Origin of the sequence: Hymenobacter guriensis, assembly GCF_015773195.1 — a bacterium.
Lineage (GTDB): Bacteria > Bacteroidota > Bacteroidia > Cytophagales > Hymenobacteraceae > Hymenobacter > Hymenobacter guriensis.
In genome coordinates, this window is record NZ_JADWYK010000002.1 from 192,270 (window position 1) to 210,999 (window position 18,730).

The 18,730-nt window shown below is 58.5% G+C and carries 19 protein-coding genes and 1 tRNA gene; 7 read left to right on the top strand and 13 right to left on the bottom strand.

Annotated elements, in window-relative coordinates; translation table 11 throughout:
- Window positions 1-319: 319 nt before the first annotated feature.
- Window positions 320-1,390, bottom strand: a complete 1,071-nt coding sequence (locus tag I5L79_RS04225) for an isoaspartyl peptidase/L-asparaginase family protein (RefSeq protein WP_231402832.1) — start codon at window positions 1,388-1,390, stop codon at window positions 320-322.
- A gap of 151 nt (window positions 1,391-1,541) precedes the next feature.
- Window positions 1,542-3,734 carry a protein-disulfide reductase DsbD family protein gene (locus I5L79_RS04230; protein ID WP_196953791.1) on the bottom strand — a complete coding sequence of 731 codons (2,193 nt, stop codon included), beginning with the start codon at window positions 3,732-3,734 and terminating at the stop codon, window positions 1,542-1,544.
- 216 nt (window positions 3,735-3,950) lie between these two features.
- Between I5L79_RS04230 and I5L79_RS04235 the strand changes: the two genes are divergently transcribed.
- Window positions 3,951-5,282 carry a hemolysin family protein gene (locus tag I5L79_RS04235; protein WP_196953792.1) on the top strand — a complete coding sequence of 444 codons (1,332 nt, stop codon included), beginning with the start codon at window positions 3,951-3,953 and terminating at the stop codon, window positions 5,280-5,282.
- A 64-nt stretch (window positions 5,283-5,346) separates the two neighbouring features.
- On the opposite strand, the gene I5L79_RS04240 is transcribed toward I5L79_RS04235, so the two are convergent.
- Window positions 5,347-5,859 carry a gamma carbonic anhydrase family protein gene (locus I5L79_RS04240; RefSeq protein WP_196953793.1) on the bottom strand — a complete coding sequence of 171 codons (513 nt, stop codon included), beginning with the start codon at window positions 5,857-5,859 and terminating at the stop codon, window positions 5,347-5,349.
- A gap of 113 nt (window positions 5,860-5,972) precedes the next feature.
- Entirely contained in the window at window positions 5,973-6,956 is a 984-nt protein-coding gene (locus tag I5L79_RS04245; RefSeq protein ID WP_196953794.1) for a radical SAM protein, read from the bottom strand.
- 160 nt (window positions 6,957-7,116) lie between these two features.
- Between I5L79_RS04245 and I5L79_RS04250 the strand changes: the two genes are divergently transcribed.
- The gene (locus I5L79_RS04250) at window positions 7,117-7,605 is read left to right on the top strand and encodes a hypothetical protein (protein ID WP_196953795.1); all 489 of its coding nucleotides are present in this window, start codon (window positions 7,117-7,119) and stop codon (window positions 7,603-7,605) included.
- Between the two features lie 11 nt (window positions 7,606-7,616).
- On the opposite strand, the gene I5L79_RS04255 is transcribed toward I5L79_RS04250, so the two are convergent.
- Both I5L79_RS04255 and I5L79_RS04260 read right to left on the bottom strand, forming a co-directional pair.
- The gene (locus tag I5L79_RS04255; protein WP_196953796.1) at window positions 7,617-8,375 is read right to left on the bottom strand and encodes an endonuclease III domain-containing protein; all 759 of its coding nucleotides are present in this window, start codon (window positions 8,373-8,375) and stop codon (window positions 7,617-7,619) included.
- Between the two features lie 123 nt (window positions 8,376-8,498).
- Complete coding sequence (locus tag I5L79_RS04260) at window positions 8,499-9,206, bottom strand: OmpA family protein (RefSeq protein WP_196953797.1); 708 nt, start codon at window positions 9,204-9,206, stop codon at window positions 8,499-8,501.
- Window positions 9,207-9,251: 45 nt separating this feature from the next.
- Between I5L79_RS04260 and I5L79_RS04265 the strand changes: the two genes are divergently transcribed.
- A complete protein-coding gene (locus tag I5L79_RS04265) occupies window positions 9,252-9,506 on the top strand; it encodes a hypothetical protein (protein ID WP_196953798.1) in 255 nt (84 codons plus the stop codon).
- Here the strand turns inward: I5L79_RS04265 and I5L79_RS04270 are convergent.
- Both I5L79_RS04270 and accD read right to left on the bottom strand, forming a co-directional pair.
- Window positions 9,458-10,198 (bottom strand): OmpA family protein, encoded by a 741-nt coding sequence (locus I5L79_RS04270; RefSeq protein WP_231402767.1) that lies wholly within the window; start codon window positions 10,196-10,198, stop codon window positions 9,458-9,460. The two genes, I5L79_RS04265 and I5L79_RS04270, sit on opposite strands and share 49 nt — an antisense overlap.
- A 227-nt stretch (window positions 10,199-10,425) precedes the next feature.
- On the bottom strand, window positions 10,426-11,322 hold the full coding sequence (gene accD / locus I5L79_RS04275) for an acetyl-CoA carboxylase, carboxyltransferase subunit beta (protein ID WP_196953799.1): 897 nt from the start codon (window positions 11,320-11,322) through the stop codon (window positions 10,426-10,428).
- 307 nt (window positions 11,323-11,629) lie between these two features.
- Here accD and I5L79_RS04280 point away from each other — a divergent pair, with 307 nt between their 5' ends.
- A complete protein-coding gene (locus I5L79_RS04280; protein ID WP_317191353.1) occupies window positions 11,630-12,643 on the top strand; it encodes an OmpA family protein in 1,014 nt (337 codons plus the stop codon).
- A gap of 134 nt (window positions 12,644-12,777) precedes the next feature.
- Here I5L79_RS04280 and I5L79_RS04285 read toward each other — a convergent pair whose 3' ends face one another.
- Both I5L79_RS04285 and I5L79_RS04290 read right to left on the bottom strand, forming a co-directional pair.
- Window positions 12,778-13,494, bottom strand: a complete 717-nt coding sequence (locus I5L79_RS04285; protein WP_196953800.1) for an SGNH/GDSL hydrolase family protein — start codon at window positions 13,492-13,494, stop codon at window positions 12,778-12,780.
- A gap of 105 nt (window positions 13,495-13,599) precedes the next feature.
- Complete coding sequence (locus tag I5L79_RS04290; RefSeq protein WP_196953801.1) at window positions 13,600-14,739, bottom strand: cystathionine gamma-synthase; 1,140 nt, start codon at window positions 14,737-14,739, stop codon at window positions 13,600-13,602.
- Window positions 14,740-14,927: 188 nt separating this feature from the next.
- On the opposite strand from I5L79_RS04290, the gene I5L79_RS04295 reads away from it, so the two are divergent.
- From I5L79_RS04295 to I5L79_RS04305, 3 genes are all read left to right on the top strand, one after another.
- Complete coding sequence (locus I5L79_RS04295) at window positions 14,928-15,815, top strand: DUF2167 domain-containing protein (RefSeq protein WP_196953802.1); 888 nt, start codon at window positions 14,928-14,930, stop codon at window positions 15,813-15,815.
- 110 nt (window positions 15,816-15,925) lie between these two features.
- Window positions 15,926-16,651: a TVP38/TMEM64 family protein gene (locus I5L79_RS04300; protein WP_196953803.1), complete on the top strand. Its 726-nt coding sequence runs from the start codon at window positions 15,926-15,928 to the stop codon at window positions 16,649-16,651.
- Between the two features lie 126 nt (window positions 16,652-16,777).
- Window positions 16,778-16,851 (top strand) — tRNA-Arg (locus I5L79_RS04305).
- A 47-nt stretch (window positions 16,852-16,898) separates the two neighbouring features.
- Here I5L79_RS04305 and I5L79_RS04310 read toward each other — a convergent pair.
- The 3 genes from I5L79_RS04310 to I5L79_RS04320 form a co-directional block, all read right to left on the bottom strand.
- Window positions 16,899-17,399 (bottom strand): GNAT family N-acetyltransferase, encoded by a 501-nt coding sequence (locus I5L79_RS04310; RefSeq protein WP_196953804.1) that lies wholly within the window; start codon window positions 17,397-17,399, stop codon window positions 16,899-16,901.
- An 8-nt stretch (window positions 17,400-17,407) separates the two neighbouring features.
- Complete coding sequence (locus tag I5L79_RS04315; RefSeq protein WP_196953805.1) at window positions 17,408-18,181, bottom strand: metallophosphoesterase family protein; 774 nt, start codon at window positions 18,179-18,181, stop codon at window positions 17,408-17,410.
- Between the two features lie 61 nt (window positions 18,182-18,242).
- Entirely contained in the window at window positions 18,243-18,701 is a 459-nt protein-coding gene (locus I5L79_RS04320; protein WP_196953806.1) for a DUF6428 family protein, read from the bottom strand.
- Between the last annotated feature and the right edge of the window lie 29 nt (window positions 18,702-18,730).

Consider the following 18,730-nt stretch of genomic DNA (forward strand, 5'->3'; position numbering starts at 1 on the left):
GCGGCCGGCTAACCACTCCGTGGAGGTTCGAATCCTTCTTCTACAGCTATTATCAGGGGTGATTTGTGGGGGAGAAAAAAACAAGGACGTATCTGGGTGGGTGCGTCCTTTATCAGGAGGCTGCATCTGGGTGGGTGCAGCCTTTCTTTTTGTACCTACCATAACCCGCCTACCTACTAGCCTCGCCCCGAAGCTTTTCCCGTGAAAAATCGCGCAAAGGTCTGTTTTTTCCTGCATAAAAGTCAGTTGGCAGACCAAATAAAAGCCTCTACTACATCGATGCAGTAGAGGCTTTTATTGTGGCAACGGTTGCATTCAGCTACTTATATATTAATATCTGAGGCTTTCCATCGGCTTTGATATAGCCCCGATACATCCCCTCGGAGTTGAAGGGCATGGCCACGTTGCCCGCCGCATCCAGCGCAATCAGGCCTCCGTCGCCCCCCATTTGGCCCACTTTGTCGATGGTGGCCTGCGCGGCCTGCTGCACGGGCACGCGCTGGTATTCCACGCGGGCCGCCACGTCGCGCGCTACGGTAGCCCGGATGAAATACTCGCCCCAGCCGGTGCAGGATACCGCGCATGCACTGTTATCGGCATAGGTACCGGCCCCAATGATGGGCGCGTCGCCAACGCGGCCGTAGCGCTTGTTGGTCATACCGCCGGTGCTCGTGGCAGCGGCCAGGTTGCCGTACTGATCGAGGGCCACGGCGCCTACGGTACCGTATTTTTTGCCTTCGGTAAAGATGTTTTCCGTGGCGCCGGTAGGCTGACGGCCGTTCCTGAGCTTTAGCTTGGTTTTCTTCGGTAGGGCCGCGGGCTTGGTAGGGGCATTGAGCTCATCAGGCGTACCCGCGCTTTTTTCAGCCTGTAGGGCTTTTTGTAACTGCTGATAGCGGGCCTCAGTGTAGAAATATTCGGGTGACACTATTTCCAGGCCTTTCTCGCGAGCAAACAATTCGGCCCCGGCACCCGTCAGCATCACGTGCTCCGACTTTTCCATCACGGCCCGCGCGGCGCTGATGGGGTTGCGCACTATCGTTACGCCCGCTACTGAGCCGGCCTTCAGCGTGCGCCCATCCATAATGGAGGCATCCAGCTCATTGCGTCCTTCGTGGGTGAACACGGCCCCTTTGCCGGCATTGAACAGGGGCGAGTCTTCCATGAAGCGCACGGTGGCTTCTACGGCATCGAGCGAGGTACCGCCCTTTTTCAGAATAGCGTAGCCAATCTGCAGGGCTTTGTTTAGCGCCTCCTGGTAGGCTTTTTCCTTCTCAGGAGTCATCAGGGCCCGCGTGATGGTACCCGCCCCGCCGTGAATGACCAGCGTGATGCGGCCGGCATCAACTGCCGGCGTAGCAACTGGCGTGGAGGCAGCTACCTGGGCCATTAGCGGGCCGCAAGTCAGCAACAAGCCCGAGAGAAGTACGAAGAGCTTTTTCATGACAAACGCAAAATGGGAGCAGACGAAAAAGGGCAACCCGCCCGGCAGCTAACGGCCCGGCGGGTTGTGCAAGGTACGGGCTGCGCGGAAATGGGCGCTAGCGCGTGGCTATCGGTTGGTTTTGCTGGCGGTAGCGGGCCAGGCCAGCATCCAGGAATTGTAGGAATTTGGTGGCATCGGCCTCATACGCTACTGGCGGAGCCAGCACGTGCGCTAGGTCAGTTGGGGCGTTGGGGTCGAGCAGCACGTAGTAGGGCTGGGCATTCACGTTGAAGCCCGTGAGCTGCAGATCGGCATTTTTCTTGCCCAGCGTGGTTTTCTGCTTGTTGTCGTGGCGGGATACATACCACTCTGCCTGGGGCAGCTCGGTTTTATCATCCACGTACAGGGCCACCACTACAAAGTCTTCGCGCAGGCGCTTGAGCACCTGCGGGTCGCGCCACACCGTAGCTTCCATCTTGCGGCAGTTGACGCAGGCGTGGCCGGTGAAATCAATAAACAGGGGCTTACCGGCGGCCCGGGCGCAGCGCTTGGCCTGCTCCAGGTCGAAATAGCCCGGCAGGTTGTGCGGCAACTCCAGAAACCCGGCGTAGCGCGGGGCTTCGCATTGGCTGTTGATAGTAGCCAGAGCCGGAGCGGCCGGAGCGGCCCCGGCCAGCGTGAAGTCGTGGCGGCTCTGGGGGGGCAGGTAGCCGGCCAGCAGCGGCAGCGGTGCGCCAAACAGACCTGGCACCAAGTACGTCATGAAGCTGAACGCCAGCACGGCCATCAGCAGCCGGCCCACGCTCAGGTGCGGCAGGTCGGAATCGTGGGAAAGCTTGAAGCGGCCCAGCAGGTACAGCCCCAGCAGGCCGGAAAGGGTAATCCAGAGGACCAGGTAAAGGTCGCGCGAAAGCAAATTCCAGTGATAGGCCAGGTCAGCCATGCTCAGAAATTTCAGCGCCAGCATCAGCTCCACGAAGCCCAACACCACCTTCACGGTGTTGAGCCAGCCACCTGAGCGGGGCAGGTTTTTCAGCCAGGCCGGAAAAATGGCAAACAGCGTGAAGGGCAGCGCGAAGGCCAGGGAAAAGCCCAGCATGCCCACAATGGGCGTCAGCCGCTCGCCCTGGGCCGCTAGGCTGAGGATAGTAGCTACGATGGGCCCCGTGCAGGAAAACGACACGACTACCAGTGTGAGAGCCATGAAGAAGATGCCGCCCCAGCCGCCCTTATCAGCCTGCGCGTCAATTTTATTGACCATGCCGTGGGGCAGGGTGATTTCGAACAGCCCCAGAAATGACAACCCGAACACCACGAACACCACGAAGAAAATAAGGTTGGGCAGCCAGTGCGTGCTGATCAGGTTGAGGCCATCGGCCCCGGCCAGCACTGTCACCAGCAAGCCCACCACCACATAAATAAAGATGATGGACAAGCCGTAGACCATAGCTTTGAGGATGCCCTGCTGCCGTGTGCCGCCCCCACTGGTAAAGAAGGAAACCGTCATCGGAATCAGCGGAAACACGCAGGGCGTCACCAGCGCCAGTAGCCCCGATACAAAGGCGGCTAAAGCAAAGCTCCACAAGCTAGTAGCCGGGGCCGCAGCTGCGGCAGTTTGAGCTACCGTAGCCGCCGTTGTGGCCGGGGCTTCCGTAACAACAGTATCGGTGGGCACTACGCTGGGCACAGCAGCCAAAGATGCGGTGGCCGTATCGGCAGGGGTAGCCGGGCTGACGGCCGCAGCTGCCGGAGAAGCCTCAGACGCCGTGGCAGCGGCAACAGGCGTAGCGGCGGCCGTAGTAGGTGGTGCCGCGGCCGTGCCCGTTACCTCAATCGGGCCGAAGCTCAGGCTTTGCTCGCCGGGAATGCAGCGGCCATCTACATCGGTGCAGGTCTGAAACTCCGTCTCGGCTTTGATGATGAGGGTGCCGGGCTGGAGCAGGCGAATGCGCTGCCGGATCTGGCCGGTCCCCTCGAAGTACGTGACGTCGCCTTTGAACACGTCGTCGTACTTCTTTTTGCTGTTGATAGACTTGGGCTTGCCCACCAGCTCGTACGCGGGACTTTTAGCGAAAGTGAAGGTGAAAACCGTGGGGCCCAGGTCGGGGTCGAAGTCGGTGGCGTAGAGGTGCCACTTCTCGTCGATGCGGGCATTCACAATCAGGTCCAGCTCCTCCCCCACCCGGCCCGACGATTGGCTGACGGAACTGGTGAGCCTGGACGGCGTGAGCACCTGCGCCGCAGCGGTATTGGCCAGCAAAACCAGCAGCAGAAGCGGTGAAAGCAAAAATTTAACAACAGCAGACATACAGCGAAAGCAAAAGCAGCGCACCAATGGGATGCGTACCTAAACAAAGGTCAGCAAGAAGTAGCACAATTTTTTAGGGGAGGTTGCAGGGCCTGGTGCCCCTTTTTGCGCAACAACAGCCCTCATACAGCGGCGGGGCCCAACCGCTTGCCTATATTCTCGTACTTTTGTGCTACATATGGATACTGAGCCGCGTGAGCCACAGTGTCCGAACCTATGGCCTTAAACATCTTACTTACCGTTCTGCTCGTGTTGCTGAACGGATTTTTTGTGGCAGCGGAGTTTGCTTTCGTTAAAGTCCGCATCTCTCAGATTGACATCAAGGCCCAGGGCGGCAACCGGCTGGCCAAGCTCGTGCAGAATATGCTGCACGACCTGAATTATTACTTATCGGCCACGCAGCTCGGCATTACGCTGGCTTCATTGGCGCTGGGCTGGATTGGGGAAAGCGTGGTAGCCGAAGTAGTTATGGCCTTGCTGCACCAGTTCAACATCACCTTGGAGCCAAACACCGTCCACCAGATTTCGCTGGTTACCTCCTTCTCCATCATCACGGTGCTGCACATTGTGCTGGGCGAGCAGGCCCCGAAAGTGCTGGCCATTCAGAAGCCCGAAAATGTGAGCCTGGCTATTGCCATACCGCTGCGGGCATTTGCCTTCGTCATGTTTCCGCTGATTTGGCTGCTCGACCGGCTTTCCAACATCGTAGCGGGCTTTTTTGGCGGTCAGGCCACCCACGGCTCCGACGCCCACTCCGCCGACGAGCTGCGCCTGCTGCTGGATCAAAGCAAGCAAAGCGGCGAAATTCAGGACTCGGAGCACGAGCTGATTGAAAACGTATTCGAGTTTAACGACCGGATGGTAAAGCAGATTATGGTGCCGCGCACCAAGATTTCGGCCATCGACGTGAACACGCCCCAGGATGGGATTCTGGAGATGGTGTACAACGAAGGATTTTCGCGCATTCCCGTTTTCGAGGGCAACATCGATAACATCATTGGGGTGCTTTACGTGAAGGACTTGCTGCAGATCATCCGGCGCAACGAGGCCATTGAGCTGGCCAAGATCATGCGGCCAGCCTACTTCGTACCCGAAACCAAAAAGATCAACCGGCTGCTGCGCCAGTTCCAGCGCAAGCACACCCATATGGCCATTGTCTCCGACGAGTTTGGCGGTGTCTCTGGTATTGTCACCATCGAAGACATTATGGAGGAGCTGGTAGGCGAAATCCAGGATGAGTACGACAACGAAATACCGGCCGTGGAGAAGATTTCGCCCACCGAGTTTCGGGTGAACTCCGCTACGGCCATTTCCGACGTGAACGAATACCTGCCGTATCCCCTGCCCGAGGGCGAAGACTACGAAACCGTAGGCGGCCTGCTCAACCTGATTTACGGCAACATTCCGGAAGTGGGCGACGTGGCCGTGCTCGACAACTACGAGTTTCGGGTGCTCCAACGCTCCCGCCGCGCGGTGGAGCTGGTGCAGCTCCGTGTGACTTCTGCCGATGAGCGGGAGAGCGGGTTCGAGGAAATCTTGGAGGGCTAGCTGTTTCCTTATCTTAACAAAAGCCCGGCTGAACCCAGCTGGGCTTTTTGTTGGTCTTTTCTAGTTACTTCAGCCAGCTGGCGTAGAGCACGTAATTGTCGGCAGTGCGGGCTAGGGCGGCGCGCTGTTTTTCCGTTACGGGCTTGATGCGCCGGGCCGGTACGCCGGCGTACAGGTAGCCCGGCTCACACTGGGTGTTTTCCAGCACAACCGTGCCGGCCGCAATAATGCAGCCCGTACCCACCACCGCGTGGTCCATGATAATAGCGCCCATGCCCACCAGCACATCGTCCTCCAGGGTACAGCCGTGCACAATGGCCCGGTGCCCGATGCTTACCCGGGAGCCAATGGTAGTGGACGCCCGCTGATAGGCACAATGAATGATAGCGCCGTCCTGCACGTTGGTTTTGTCGCCGATGCGGATGCTGTTCACGTCGCCGCGAATGACGGCCGTAAACCACACGGTACAGCTGTGGCCCATCACCACGTCGCCAACGATGGTGGCATTATCGGCCAGAAAGCAGTCGGAACCAAACTGCGGCAAAACCCCGTGAACGGGCAGAATAAGAGCAGGCATGGAGGGAATAGGGGAATGTGCTAATGTGGAATGAATGTGGAAAATGTGCTAAATACTGTTCTTGCGAAGAAGCGCAATGAAGTAATACCCTTGTTTTGTAGCTCACCTTTACCTCAACGCGCCAGCATCCGTTTCCAAGTGCCTTTTTCCCAGTTGTACTTGAGCGTGCTGGGCAGGGCCTGCCAGAAGTACTTGCTGGTTTCGACGGCGAAGCTGGGCTGCATGTAGCAGTTGATGGTGCAGCCTTCGCACTGGGGCAGACGGCCCTCCAGCGCAGCCAACTGCTGCACTTCGGTTGACTGGTACAGCTCGCGCAGCTTACCCCCGATGGGAAACTTCCGCTCGCCCAGGTGGTAGCAGGGCAGCACCAGCTCGTTGCTGGGCGAAATAACCAGCGTAGTACTGGCGGCCCGGCATACGGGCGCGGCCACGTGGTTTCCGCCGTCGCGGCGCAGCTGTATGAAGGCTTCATTCAGGTACACGCCTTTGCGCCGGCCAAAGGCGGTGAGGTAATCCAGCTCCTCAGCAGTAAGCTGCTCGCCGGTGGCCACGCTGTTGTACTCGAAAGCCGGATTCAGAATCAGTACCAGCTGATTGGGCTGGGTGATTTCCTGGTATACCTTTTCCAGGTCGTGAATATTCTCCCGGAACACGGTAAACAGGATATCGGGCCGCTCACCCAGTTCCCGCGCCACCCGAATGCTTTCGAGCACGAAATCGTAACAGGCCACGCCACGGCCTTTATCGTGCACGTCCTTTTCGGATGCGTCCAGCGAGAAGTGCAGCATATCCACCTTGCCGCGCAGCCTTTCGGCGTACTTGGGGTAAAGCAGGCAGTTGGTGGTGAGCGTGGTGATGAAGCCCATGTCGTGCGCCAGCCCCACGAACTCGTGGATCTGGCGGTGCAACAGCGGCTCCCCGCCCGTAAAATCCACCACCGAAACGCCCAGTGCCTTCAGGTCGCGCAGGTTTTGGGCTACATCGTCGAGCTGGATGTAGGGGGAAGGCTTCTCCCAGATGTCGCAGAACGAGCACCGCGCATTGCACCGGTACGTGACATAGTAATTGCACAGAACCGGATGACGAACCAGACGCATAACCAAAAGTACACTATATGCTGATGGAGCTAACGCTTATATGCTGCAGCGTCGATCTATTCATTTGCAGACCGGGCTTGGTTGAAACCATGGTAATGCAACCTTTTTCCGCCTAAGAAGCCTCCTTCGTGTATCTCAACCAACGTAGATTCCACTTGTTATGAAAGCTTCAATCGTACTGGTCGTATTGGGCACCTCTGGACTGTTTTCCTGCGCAAAAGACAACCCGGAAAAAGCCCTCACACTCGAAAACAGCACGGTGCTGTTTGGCTCTTACTATGATGAATGCGGTGGTGAGCAGTGCATCGAGATTTATAAACTAGATACAGTTACTCAGTCATTATCCGAAGACACCAAAGACGATTACCCGACAAGCGCCTCGCCATATGACGGCACCTATGTAGCCCGGACCACGGCCGAATTCGACGCGGTGAAAGATCTGGTCCAACAAATTCCTCTTACTCTTCTTGCCAAGGAGGGTGTAGTAATTGGCCAACCCGATGCCGGTGACTGGGGCGGCTATTACCTGGAGGTACAGAACGGTGAAGAACGTCGGTATTGGCTTATTGATACCAAAAAAGAGAACCTCCCGGCTTACCTCCACTCCTTTACCGACGTTTTACGTGCCCGGCTTAATCAGCTCCAGTAATACCAGCGGTATTAATGCAGCTTTTCGCCCAGCCACTGCGTGGGCGTAGAGGCCAGCGCGGCCACATCAGCGGGGCCATAATGCTCCAGGTAGTAGTTGCAGAAGCCTTTCAGCGGGCAGCGCGGACAGTCGGGCTTGGCAAAAAAGCAGATGTGCTGGCCCAGCCAGTAGTTGTGCTTGTGAAAGTTGAGCAGCCCGGCCGCATCCTTCGGGAGCAGTTCCAACAGTACGTGGTGCGCCTTTTCAGTTGAAACCTTCGGGCCGATCATGCCTACGCGCTGGGCCACGCGGTGCACGTGCGTATCTACGGGCAGCACCGGCTTCTGAAAGTTAAACAGCAACACCAAGGAAGCCGTTTTCAGCCCGATGCCGGGCATATCAGTCAGCCACGCCAGCCCTTTTTCCACCGGCCAGTCAGCCAGGAAATCCAGCGTAAACTCGCCCTGCTCGGCCTTGATGCGGCGCAGGATTTCCTGAATACGCGGAGCCTGCGTATCGGGCCAGCGCGTGGTGCGGATAGCATGGGCCAATTCGGCCGTGGGTGCCTGTAGTACGCCTTCCCAGTCGCCAAAGGTTTCCAGCATCCGGTTGTAGGCCAGCTCTTCGTCGCGGTGCGTGGTGCGGTGCGACAGCACGGTGCTGATGAGCTCCCGCATGGGCGTACGGCGCGGAGTGGCATCGAGCACGCCATAAAAAGCATTCAGCAGCAGATGGTCCTGCCAAGCTTTTTCGGCGGGCGTAGCGGTGTAGGTAACGGTAGGCTCGGGCATACAGTGTGTACCTCCACCCGGCCGCGCAAGTTGCACCGCCGTTGCGCCGGCCACACAAAAAATCCGGCGGCACCACGTGGGCACCGCCGGATTGCGGAAGAGAAACTGATAAATGCAGCTGGCTTAGATGTCGCCGCGCTCGGCTGCTTTTTTCAGCTTCTCATTGGCATAGATGGCAATTTCTACGCGGCGGTTGGCCTGGCGGCCTTCCAGCGTCGAGTTATCAGCAATGGGCTGGCGGGAGCCGTAACCATTCACGGTGAAGCGCGAGGCATCTACGCCCTGCTGCTGCGTGTAGTTGGCCACCGACTGCGCCCGACGAATCGAGAGGGGGTTGTTGATGGCGTCGTTACCGCTGATATCGGTGTGGCCTTCCACCAGCACGTTGGTGTCGCCGTACTTCACCAGGGTTTTGGCCAGCTCCGCAATGTTCTGCTGGGCCGTGGCCGTCAGCTCCGACGAGTTTTTGGCGAACAGAATGCCTGAGTTGAAGGTAATCTTGATGCCTTCACCCACGCGCTCAACGGTAGCTCCGGCCATTTCGCGGCGCAGCTCTTCGGCCTGCTTGTCCATACGGCGGCCGATGAGGGCGCCCCCGGCCCCACCCACGGCGGCCCCGATAATGGCGCCTTTGGCAGTGCCTTTTTTACCGCCGATTACCCGGCCCAGCACAGCACCACCAGCTGCCCCGCCGAGGCCACCGATTACGGCGCCTTTAGCCGTCTTGCTCCAGGGTTTTTTAGTGGTAGTTTGGGCCTGCGAAGAAACAGTACCGGCCAGCAGCATCACAAAGGCCAGCAACAGGGTGAAAGAAGATTGGAGAGTTTTCATGGGAAGGAATGGTTTTGTTCAGGAAAGAAAAGCAGCACCTTGGCAATGCCTGCTGAAGAGCCGTTTGCAACCACCTTGCCAAAAGCATTATATCAGGTTGCGTTTCCCATAAAAACCCTTTTTATAAACGCCAAAGGCATTTTTCAAGGAAATATCTTCTTACTCATTAAGGATCAGTTTCCAGGACAGTGCATAAAAAAAGCCGCCCATCTGGGCGGCTTTTTTTATGGATTATTGCGGCGAAAAGCGAATTACAGCTTGCCTGCTTCGGCAGCCTTTTTCATCTTTTCGTTGGCATAGATGGCCACTTCTACGCGGCGGTTGGCCTGCTTGCCTTCTACCGTGGTGTTGTCGGCAACGGGCTGCGAAGAGCCGTAGCCTTTGGTCGATACGCGAGCAGCGTCTACGCCCTGCGTTACGGTGTAGTTAGCTACCGACTGCGCCCGGCGCTCCGACAGCGGCTGGTTGATGGCGTCGGAACCGGAGTTGTCGGTGTGGCCTTCTACCAGCACGTTCGTGTCGGGGTACTTCTTCAGGACTTCAGCCATTTTCTGGATTTCCGTCATCGAAGCAGCCCGCAGGTCGCTTTTATTGGTATCAAACAGAATGCCCGAGTCGAAGGTGATTTTGATGCCTTCGCCCACGCGCTCCACTTTGGCGTTGGCCATGTCGCGCTGTAGCTCTTCGGCCTGCTTGTCCATCTTGCGGCCAATGAGGGCACCGCTGGCACCACCCACGGTAGCGCCGATGATAGCGCCAGCAGCCGTACCATTCTTACCGCCAATTACGCGGCCCAGTACTGCTCCGGCGGCGGCACCGGCACCGGCACCGATGATACCGCCTTTAGCCGTTTTGCTCATGCCGGTTTTACGGGCACCCGAGCCGTTGCCTTCCGGCAGGCTGCCGTCGCTGGCGGGCTTAGAAGAAGCACATGAGCCGAGGAACATAACCATGGCCATGAACAGAGAGAGAATCGATTTGCGAGAGTTCATTTGCATGAAACTTGGTGAAAGAGAAAAAAGGGAAACGGGAAATTCGGGAGTTTGGTGTGCTTACTGATTTCGGCAGAAAAATGTTCGGCAAACATAGCGACAGCGCTATACGCTGCCAAAACCTGCCTGCATAGGTACGGCGAAACCATGAAAAAGCCCCCAACCGGCGCCGTATGCGCTGGTTGAGGGCCTTAATCAAAATACGGGCCTAAATTTATGGCAATAGCTTAGCGGGTCTGCCGGGTTGGCACCGAAGCTGTTTCAACTGCCTCTGGGGCAGAAGATTGCACCATGTGCAACAAATCGGTGAGCTGCTGCTTCAGCTCTTTGCGGTCGACAATAAAATCGAGGAAGCCGTGCTCCAGCACGAACTCGGCGCTCTGGAAGCCCTTGGGCAGGTCTTTGCCGATGGTTTCCTTGATAACGCGCGGACCGGCGAATCCAATGAGCGCGCCCGGCTCGGAGATGTTAAAGTCGCCGAGCATGGCGAAAGAGGCCGTGACGCCGCCCGTAGTGGGGTCCGTAAGCAAGGAGATGAACGGCACGCCGGCTTCGGACAGCAGGGCCAGCTTGGCCGAAGTTTTGGCCATCTGCATCAGGGAGTAGCCGGCTTCCATCATGCGGGCCCCACCCGATTTGCTGATCATCAGGAACGGGATGCGGTGCTGGCGGGCGTAGTCGATGGCGCGGGCAATTTTCTCGCCTACCACCGAGCCCATCGAACCGCCAATGAACTTGAAGTCCATGCAAGCTACCACCAGCTCCTGGCCGTTCATGAGGCCGTGGGCAGTGCGCACGGCATCCTGCAAGCCAGTGGCGCGCTGGGTGGCGGCAATGCGCTGCGGATAAGCTTTGGTATCAACGAAGTGCAGTGGGTCGCCGGACGTCAGGTTTTCGTCGAGTTCCGTGAACTGGTTGTTGTCGAACAGCACCTCGAAATACTCGGCGGAGTTGATCCGGTCGTGGTAGTTGCACTTGGCGCAGGTGTAGAGCAGGCGCTTGTGCTCGGCCATGGGGGCCACGGTTTTGCACTCGGGACACTTATACCACAGGCCATCGGGGGTTTCCTTTTTCTGGTCCGTCGGGGTGACGATGCCTTTTTCTACACGCTTAAACCAAGACATGGGAGACTGTTGCTGGGAAGTAGGAGCTGGAAGCTGAAAATCGGAAGGGTCCATACGGCGGCGCCTCGGCCGACGATGACAAAGGTAGCATCCAAATTACGCAAAAGTGGGCAGCCGGTAATGCCGGCCTGCCGTTATTACCGGCTTTTTGCCAGCGGTGAGCTGCCGGGCAGGCGTATATCGGCGCTCCTTCATCCTTAAGTGCCCGCCCGCCCTGCTACGAAACCGCCGAAGTAACTACCTTGCCCGGGCATTGGTTGATTTGACAAACCGGCCCTTGCGCTTGGGATTAACTTACGTTTTGGTTGTGAAAAACACTGCTTCTGCCTTCCTGCTGCTTTCTGCCCTGGCCTCGGCAACGCTATTGCCCGGCTGCGTGGCTTCCAAAAAATACGACGACCTGCGCGCCCGTCAGGCGGCCACTGAGCAGTCGTTGGCTACGGCCGAGCGGCAGCAGCGCGAAGCCGTAGCCGAGCTTCAGAAATCGACGGATGCGCTAAGTGAGCTGCGCCTGCAAACCAAGCGCCTGGCCGAAGACTCGGCCCAGACCGGCAACGCCCTGCGCCGCACCCGCCAGCTTTACACCCAGCTTACCGACTCCTACGACAAGCTGCTCAAGAACTCGGACCGCGCCCTGGCCAACAAAGCCGACGACTACAACAAGGTAGCCCGCGACCTGGCCCGCCGCGAAGCCGAGTTGGGTGAGCTGGAAACCACGCTCAAACGCAGTAAAGCCGACATCGACAAGCTGAATACTGACCTGAAAGTGCGCGAAGTACGCGTGCAGGAGCTGGAAAAGGCACTGGTAGAGAAGGACAAGGCCGTGAACGACCTGCGCACCAGCGTGGCCAACGCCCTGCGCGGCTTCCAGGGCTCGGAGCTGCAGGTGAAGATGAAGGACGGCAAAGTGTACGTGTCTCTTTCGGAGCAGCTGCTATTCAAATCGGGCTCTACGAAAGTGGACCCCAAAGGCCAGGAAGCCCTGAAAAAGCTGGCTGCCGTGCTGCAGGAGCAGAAAGACGTGAACGTGGTGGTGGAAGGCCACACCGATAATGTCCCGATTCTGAAAGGCACCGCCGGCATGCAGGACAACTGGGATTTGAGCGTGCTGCGCGCCACCGAAATTGCCCGCCTGCTTTCCACCAACGGCGTGGCCCCGGAGCGCGTGACGGCCTCAGGCCGCGCGCAGTATGTGCCCGTCTCGGCCAACGATACGCCCGCCAACAAAGCCCTCAACCGCCGCACCGAAATCATCCTCACGCCCAAGCTGGATCAGCTGTTCCAGATCCTGGGCTCCAACTCAACTACGGGCACCAAGTAGCCGCGTTCAGGACAAGAAAGCCCCGCCTGCGGATACGCTGGGCGGGGCTTTTCTGGTTTCACCTCATTTTTAATAATAGGGCCAGACCACTGACTTTGATATTTTCCGGCGTCGGTTAATAGAATAACATGCAACTACTTCAGCAGTAGCTGCACCACGGGTAGTGCCAGCTGTGCCCACTGCGCCATGTGCTGGCCGGAATAATGCAGTCCATCGGCAGTGAACTGGGTGGCGTCGCCGGCCGCCGCACGGGTAGCAGGGGTGATATCCACGAAGGCTACGCCTGCCACCTGGCTTTCTTCCCGCGCCACGGCGTTGAACTGGTCGATTTCCGACGCAATACTTTCCTGGTTACGCCCTTGTGCGTAGGGCGTGCGGCCCCAGTCGGGAATGGACAGCACCAGTACCCGCCCGGGGCGGCCAGCCGCCAGATGAATGGCCGTTTGCAGCAGCTGGCGGAACTCGGTACGGTAGGTGGCCAGCGGCTGCCCGCGGTACTGGTTGTTCACCCCGATCAGCAACGACACGAGCCCGAAGTCTTTCGGCAAATTGGCTTCTTGAATGGCATTTTGCAGCTCGGCGGTAGTCCAGCCGGTGCGGGCAATAATGGTGGGCGGCTGCAGGTTGAGGCCCTGCGCCTGGGCCAGCTCTGCCAGCTGCACACTCCAGCGGTCAGCCTCCTGCGCCCCTTGTCCAATGGTGTAAGAGTCGCCGAGGGACAGAAACCCGATGGCGGGGCCAAGGGGCGCGGGCAGGGGCGTAACGGCCGGCCCGGCCGTGGGCGTGGGCTCTTCCCCGGAAGAGGCGCAGCCAAAACCCAGCACCAGCAGCAAGACAAACAGGATACGCATCAGCACGAAAATCAAGGCAGAAACAATGAGGCCTATACGCCGGAAAGGGCCGGCTTAGATTGCCGGCCCTTCCGCTTAACTTCATATAGCACCAAATAGTGCCGCTTACCCAATTGCCTGGGCAAGGTCCTCAATCAAGTCCTCGGCATCCTCAATGCCTACGCTCAGCCGAATCAAGGAATCGGAGAGACCGGCCTTGCGGCGCTCCTCGGCCGGAATGCTGGCATGCGTCATGGTGGCGGGGTGGCCCGAAAGGCTTTCGACGCCGCCTAGGCTTTCGGCCAGCGAGAACAGCTGGAACTTCTCCAGCACGGCAATGGCATCTTCTTTCCGGTCGCCTTTCAGCACAAAGGAAATCATACCGCCAAAATCGCGCATCTGCCGGGCCGCCACGCTGTGGTTGGGATGATCGGCAAAGCCGGGCCAGAACACTTTTTCAACCTTGGGGTGGGCCTTCAGGTATTCGGCCACCTTTCGGCCGTTTTCACAGTGGCGCTGCATACGCACATGCAGGGTTTTGAGGCCGCGCAGCACCAGAAAGCAGTCCTGGGGCCCGGGCGTGCCCCCGCAGGCATTCTGGAAAAAGCTTAGGCGCTGGTGCAGCTCGTCGTCGTTCACCACCACAGCGCCCATCACGGTATCGGAGTGCCCGCCCATATACTTGGTAAGCGAGTACATCACCATATCGGCGCCCAGCTCCAGCGGGGTTTGCAGGTAGGGCGTGGAGAAAGTGTTATCAACGACCAGCAGGGCTCCAGCCTTTTTGGCCACGGCCGAGGCAGCGGCAATATCAATGACGTTGAGCAGCGGGTTCGTGGGCGTTTCCACCCAAATCAGCTTGGTGCGCTCCGTCACAGCGGCTTCCACGGCGGCCATGTCGTGCATGGGCACAAAGTGAAATTTGATACCGTAGGTGGCGTACACCTTGGTGAAAAGCCGGTAAGACCCCCCGTACAAATCATTGGTGCTGATAACCTCATCGCCGGGCTGCAGGAGCTTCACAATGCAGTCGATGGCTGCCATACCGGAGGCGAAGGCCAAGCCGTGCTTGCCGTTGTCGAGGGCCGCCAGCGCGTCCTGCAGCTGGGAGCGGGTAGGGTTGTGGGTGCGTGAGTACTCGAAGCCTTTGTGGTCGCCGGGGGAGCGTTGCACGTAGGTTGAGGTCTGGTAGATAGGCGTCATAATGGCCCCGGTTGCAGGGTCGGGATGCACGCCGGCGTGGATGGCTTTGGTTCCGAATTTCATGGGTGGATGCTGAGGTTGGGCAGAGCCTGGGAATACTGCCGCAAAGGTAGAAGGGTTTGGGCAGAGGCGGCGCGGCGTGGGCAGAGCAGGACTTTTTCTTTATCCGCTAGCGAGTTATGCTTGCAATCCTGCGGGGGCCAGCGGTATCTTGTCGGGTAAAACCTATCCTCAATTTCACCTATAGTCGCTTGAAAAGACTGCTACTCCTGCTGGCCGTGCTGGCCAGCCTCCACCTGAGCGCCGCGGCCTCTACCCCACCAGTGCCTGCCGACTCCCTTGACCGTGAAAAGGCTTATGTCGATTCCGTCCATGCCACCCTTCACTACCAGACCGGGCACATTGTCCTGCCTGATAACTTAGGCTCACTGGAAGTACCCAAAGGCTTCCGCTTCCTTGACGCTGAACAAAGCAACTACGTGCTGACCAAGCTTTGGGGAAACCCCGAAGGCGGCTCCCTCGGTATGCTGCTCCCCGATGACCGGGGTCCTTTGTCGGACAACAACTGGGCTTTCGACATTGAGTACGACCCCTCGGGCTACGTGGAGGACGATGATGCCGCCGATATCGACTACGACCTGCTCAAAGAAATGCAGGACGACACCGAAGAAGCCAACGAGGAGCGGGAAAAGGCGGGTTACGGCCGCGTACTGTTGATTGGCTGGGCCGCCAAACCCTATTACGACGCGAAGCTCAACGTACTGCACTGGGCCAAAGAGCTGCGCTTCAGCGGCACGTCCGAAACCACGCTCAACTACAACGTGCGCGTGCTGGGCCGCAAGGGCGTGCTCAACCTCAACGCCATTGGGAGCATGACCCAGCTACCCGAAATCCGCCGCACCATTCCCGCCATCATCAAAAGCGTGGAGTTTGCCAAAGGCCAGCAATATGCCGACTTCAACCCCAAGCTTGACGAGGTAGCTGCCTACGGGATTGGCGGGCTGGTGGCCGGCAAGGTTCTGGCCAAAGCAGGTGCCTTGGCTTTGTTTGTCAAGTTCTGGAAAGTCATTCTGGCCCTGGTAGCCGGCGGCTGGACGGCTATCCGGCGCTTTTTCGGGGGCAAAACCGAAGACGAGTAAGCGGCAAACGCCAAAACCAGCTAATCCGGAACATGTAGCCTTTCCGTTCATTCTTTCGTTCTACCTTCGGGCCAGCTGTTTCCAGCTGGCCCGTCTGTTTTACGCTGCCTATGGCTTTCCTGAAAGAGCTTTTCCACCAGAATAAATCCACCTTGGCGCTGCTGCTGCTGCTGGCCCTGCTCCCGCTGCTGGGCGATAGTGCCCTGGCTTGGGTGCTGCACCACAACCGCGAGCTGCTAGCCCAGCCTACGGCCTGGGAAATGCTCCTATACTTTGGCGTGGTAGCCGTAGCCATGACGCTGGCCCTCACGCATACCACGGTGGTAGTGCTCATTACGGCCTTCTACTTCAACTGGGCGGGCTTTCCGGGCATGCTGCTCACTTACATGCTGGCGGCGCTGTTCGGGCATATGCTGGCTACCACTCTCGACAAAGGCAAGCTGATTCGCCTGCTGGAGCGTTTCCCGAAGGCCCACGCCGTGATGCACGAGCTGCGCGGCGACAGTTGGCGGCTGGTACTGCTCACGCGCCTTTCGCCGGTGCTGCCATTCGCGCTTATCACGTTCATTCTGGCCGTAGTAGGGGTGCCGCGTCGTCAGTTTCTCACGGCTTCGGTGGTTGGCATGCTGCCCCGTACCCTGTTTTTCTACTGGCTGGGCACCAAGGCGCAGGATGTGCTGCTGCTCATTCAGGACCCAGACACGGGTACGGCGGGCAAGGTGCTGGTGGCGCTGCTGCTGGCCGTTTCCGCCTTTGGACTTTACTACCTGTTTACTCGCGCCTTAAAGCGCGTGCTGCAAAAAGGCGTCGAAAAAGAGCACAAAAATTTCAGCTGAATTTCAGCATCTTGCAGTCTTTCGGCAAAAAAAACGGGCAAAATGCCGCTCCCAGCTTGCACAGCCCGTACTTACCCTGCTATCTTTGCACAACCAAAACGGAAAATCGTTCTGTTGGCGGTACCTGGTTGCATAGCTCAATTGGATAGAGCATCTGACTACGAATCAGAAGGTTTAAGGTTCGACTCCTTATGCGACCACAGAAAAGGCCCTCAGCAGCACGCTGAGGGCCTTTTTTATGTTCGTTTTATTCTACGCCCACCGTGGTGCTGCGGCGCTCCAGCAGCGCCGTATTGCGCCACACTCCGCGCATCTGCCCGATTCGCTCCCGCTGCCCAATCAGCCGAAAGCCGGCGGCTTGGTGCAGCCGGATGCTAGGCTCGTTTTCCGGAAATATACCCGCCTGCAGCGTCCAGATGCCGTTTTGCTCCGACTCCTTAACCAAGGCCTGCAGAAGCTGGCGGCCGATACCCTGGCCCTGGGCGACGGCGGCAATGTACACGCTTACTTCGGCTACGCCCGCGTACACGCAACGTCCCGAAACCGGCGTTAGGGCTGCCCAGCCCAGTACCTGCTCGGTATTATCGAGAGCAACCAGCCGACTGTGCTTGAGATGCGCGGCGTCCCAGGCCTCCCAGCTGGGGGCTTCGGTTTGAAAGGTGGCATTCCCGGTGGCAATGCCCTGCTCATAGATAGCGCGCACGGCAGGCCAGTGCACCGCAGCGAGAGGAAGAAGGCGGATATCCATGGGGAAATTTAGTAAGCCCGGCGCAACATATCAGCGTAGGCGTTAGGTAAGGGGCTATTCTCCACAGCTTGAGCAACTTTTTCAACGTCGTAGGGCACGCGCACCAGCTCGCTACGCAGGCCATCGGGGCGGGTGAGGCAAGTATCGTTATCGAGGTGGAGGAGCAGGTAAGCCGCCTGCGGATTCCCATCCTTGGGTTTGCCCACGGAGCCAATGTTGAGCGCGTGGCGGTAGCGGGTCTGGCCTTCCTGCTCGTAAGCCAGGGCCCGATGAAAGGGCTTGTGCGTGTGCCCAAACAGCAGCACATCAGCGCGGGCATCGATCAGTATCCGCAGCAGGCTTTCTTCGGGGCGGTCTTCAAACAGATACTCGTTGATGCAGCGCGGGGAGCCGTGCACCATCAACAAACTGAGCGTGCAGGGCTCATCAACAAACTCCAGACGCATGTGCTTGGGCAGCAGGCGCAGGTAGCGGCGCTCCGCTTCGCCCACGGCGGCGTTGGTAAAGGCAATGCTTTGCGCGCCCAGCTGTTTGTCTTCCTCGGTTTTGTAGGCGCAGCCGCACTCGCTGCTACCCAGGCCAATACCCTGGTCGTAGTTGCCGGCCAGGGTGGGAATGCCGCGCCGCCGGATTTCGGCTATGACTTCATTCGGCCAGGGCGCGTAGCCTACCAGGTCGCCCAGGCAGAATACCATGTCCGGCTGGCGCTGGCCGATATCGGCCAGCACGGCCTGCAGAGCCGGCAGATTGCCGTGCACATCCGAGAAAAAGGCAATAGTCATCTGAAAAAACGCAGCAGTACCCGGAAACGAGTTTCTCGCGAGGCCAGGCCTAACAGAAGCTCTAGCAGCATCCGCCTCCCGGGGCGCAACCGGCAACCTGCAGCTGCGGCAGGGCAAGCTGGTGGCTGGGAATGCCGCAGGCATCCTGCGCGAGGCAGGCCGTCTGCCTGGGAGTTAACACGAAATCCGTTCCGTCGAACATAAGGCCGAATTTGCCGATGGTCTGCTGCTGATACTCCACCTCAATATCCAGATCCTCAGACCCTAGGATTTTCTCCGACAAGGCGAGAATGTGCAGAAACTTACGGGGAGCAAGCCGGTGGTCGTAGTCGCCGGCTTCCCAAAGCTGGAAGTTGGCCGCAGTTTCCCGTCGCTCCACGCCCCCGCAGTCGATGAAGTGCTTGTTTACCAGGCCCACTTCCGTTACATGGAAATGGGCGGGCAGGTAGGAGCCATCCGGCAGGCGAAAATTAACGGCTTCAACCCCCGCAAGGGAGGCTTTCATTTCAGATATCTTCATGATCAGAGTATTTGAAGGATGAGAAAGTC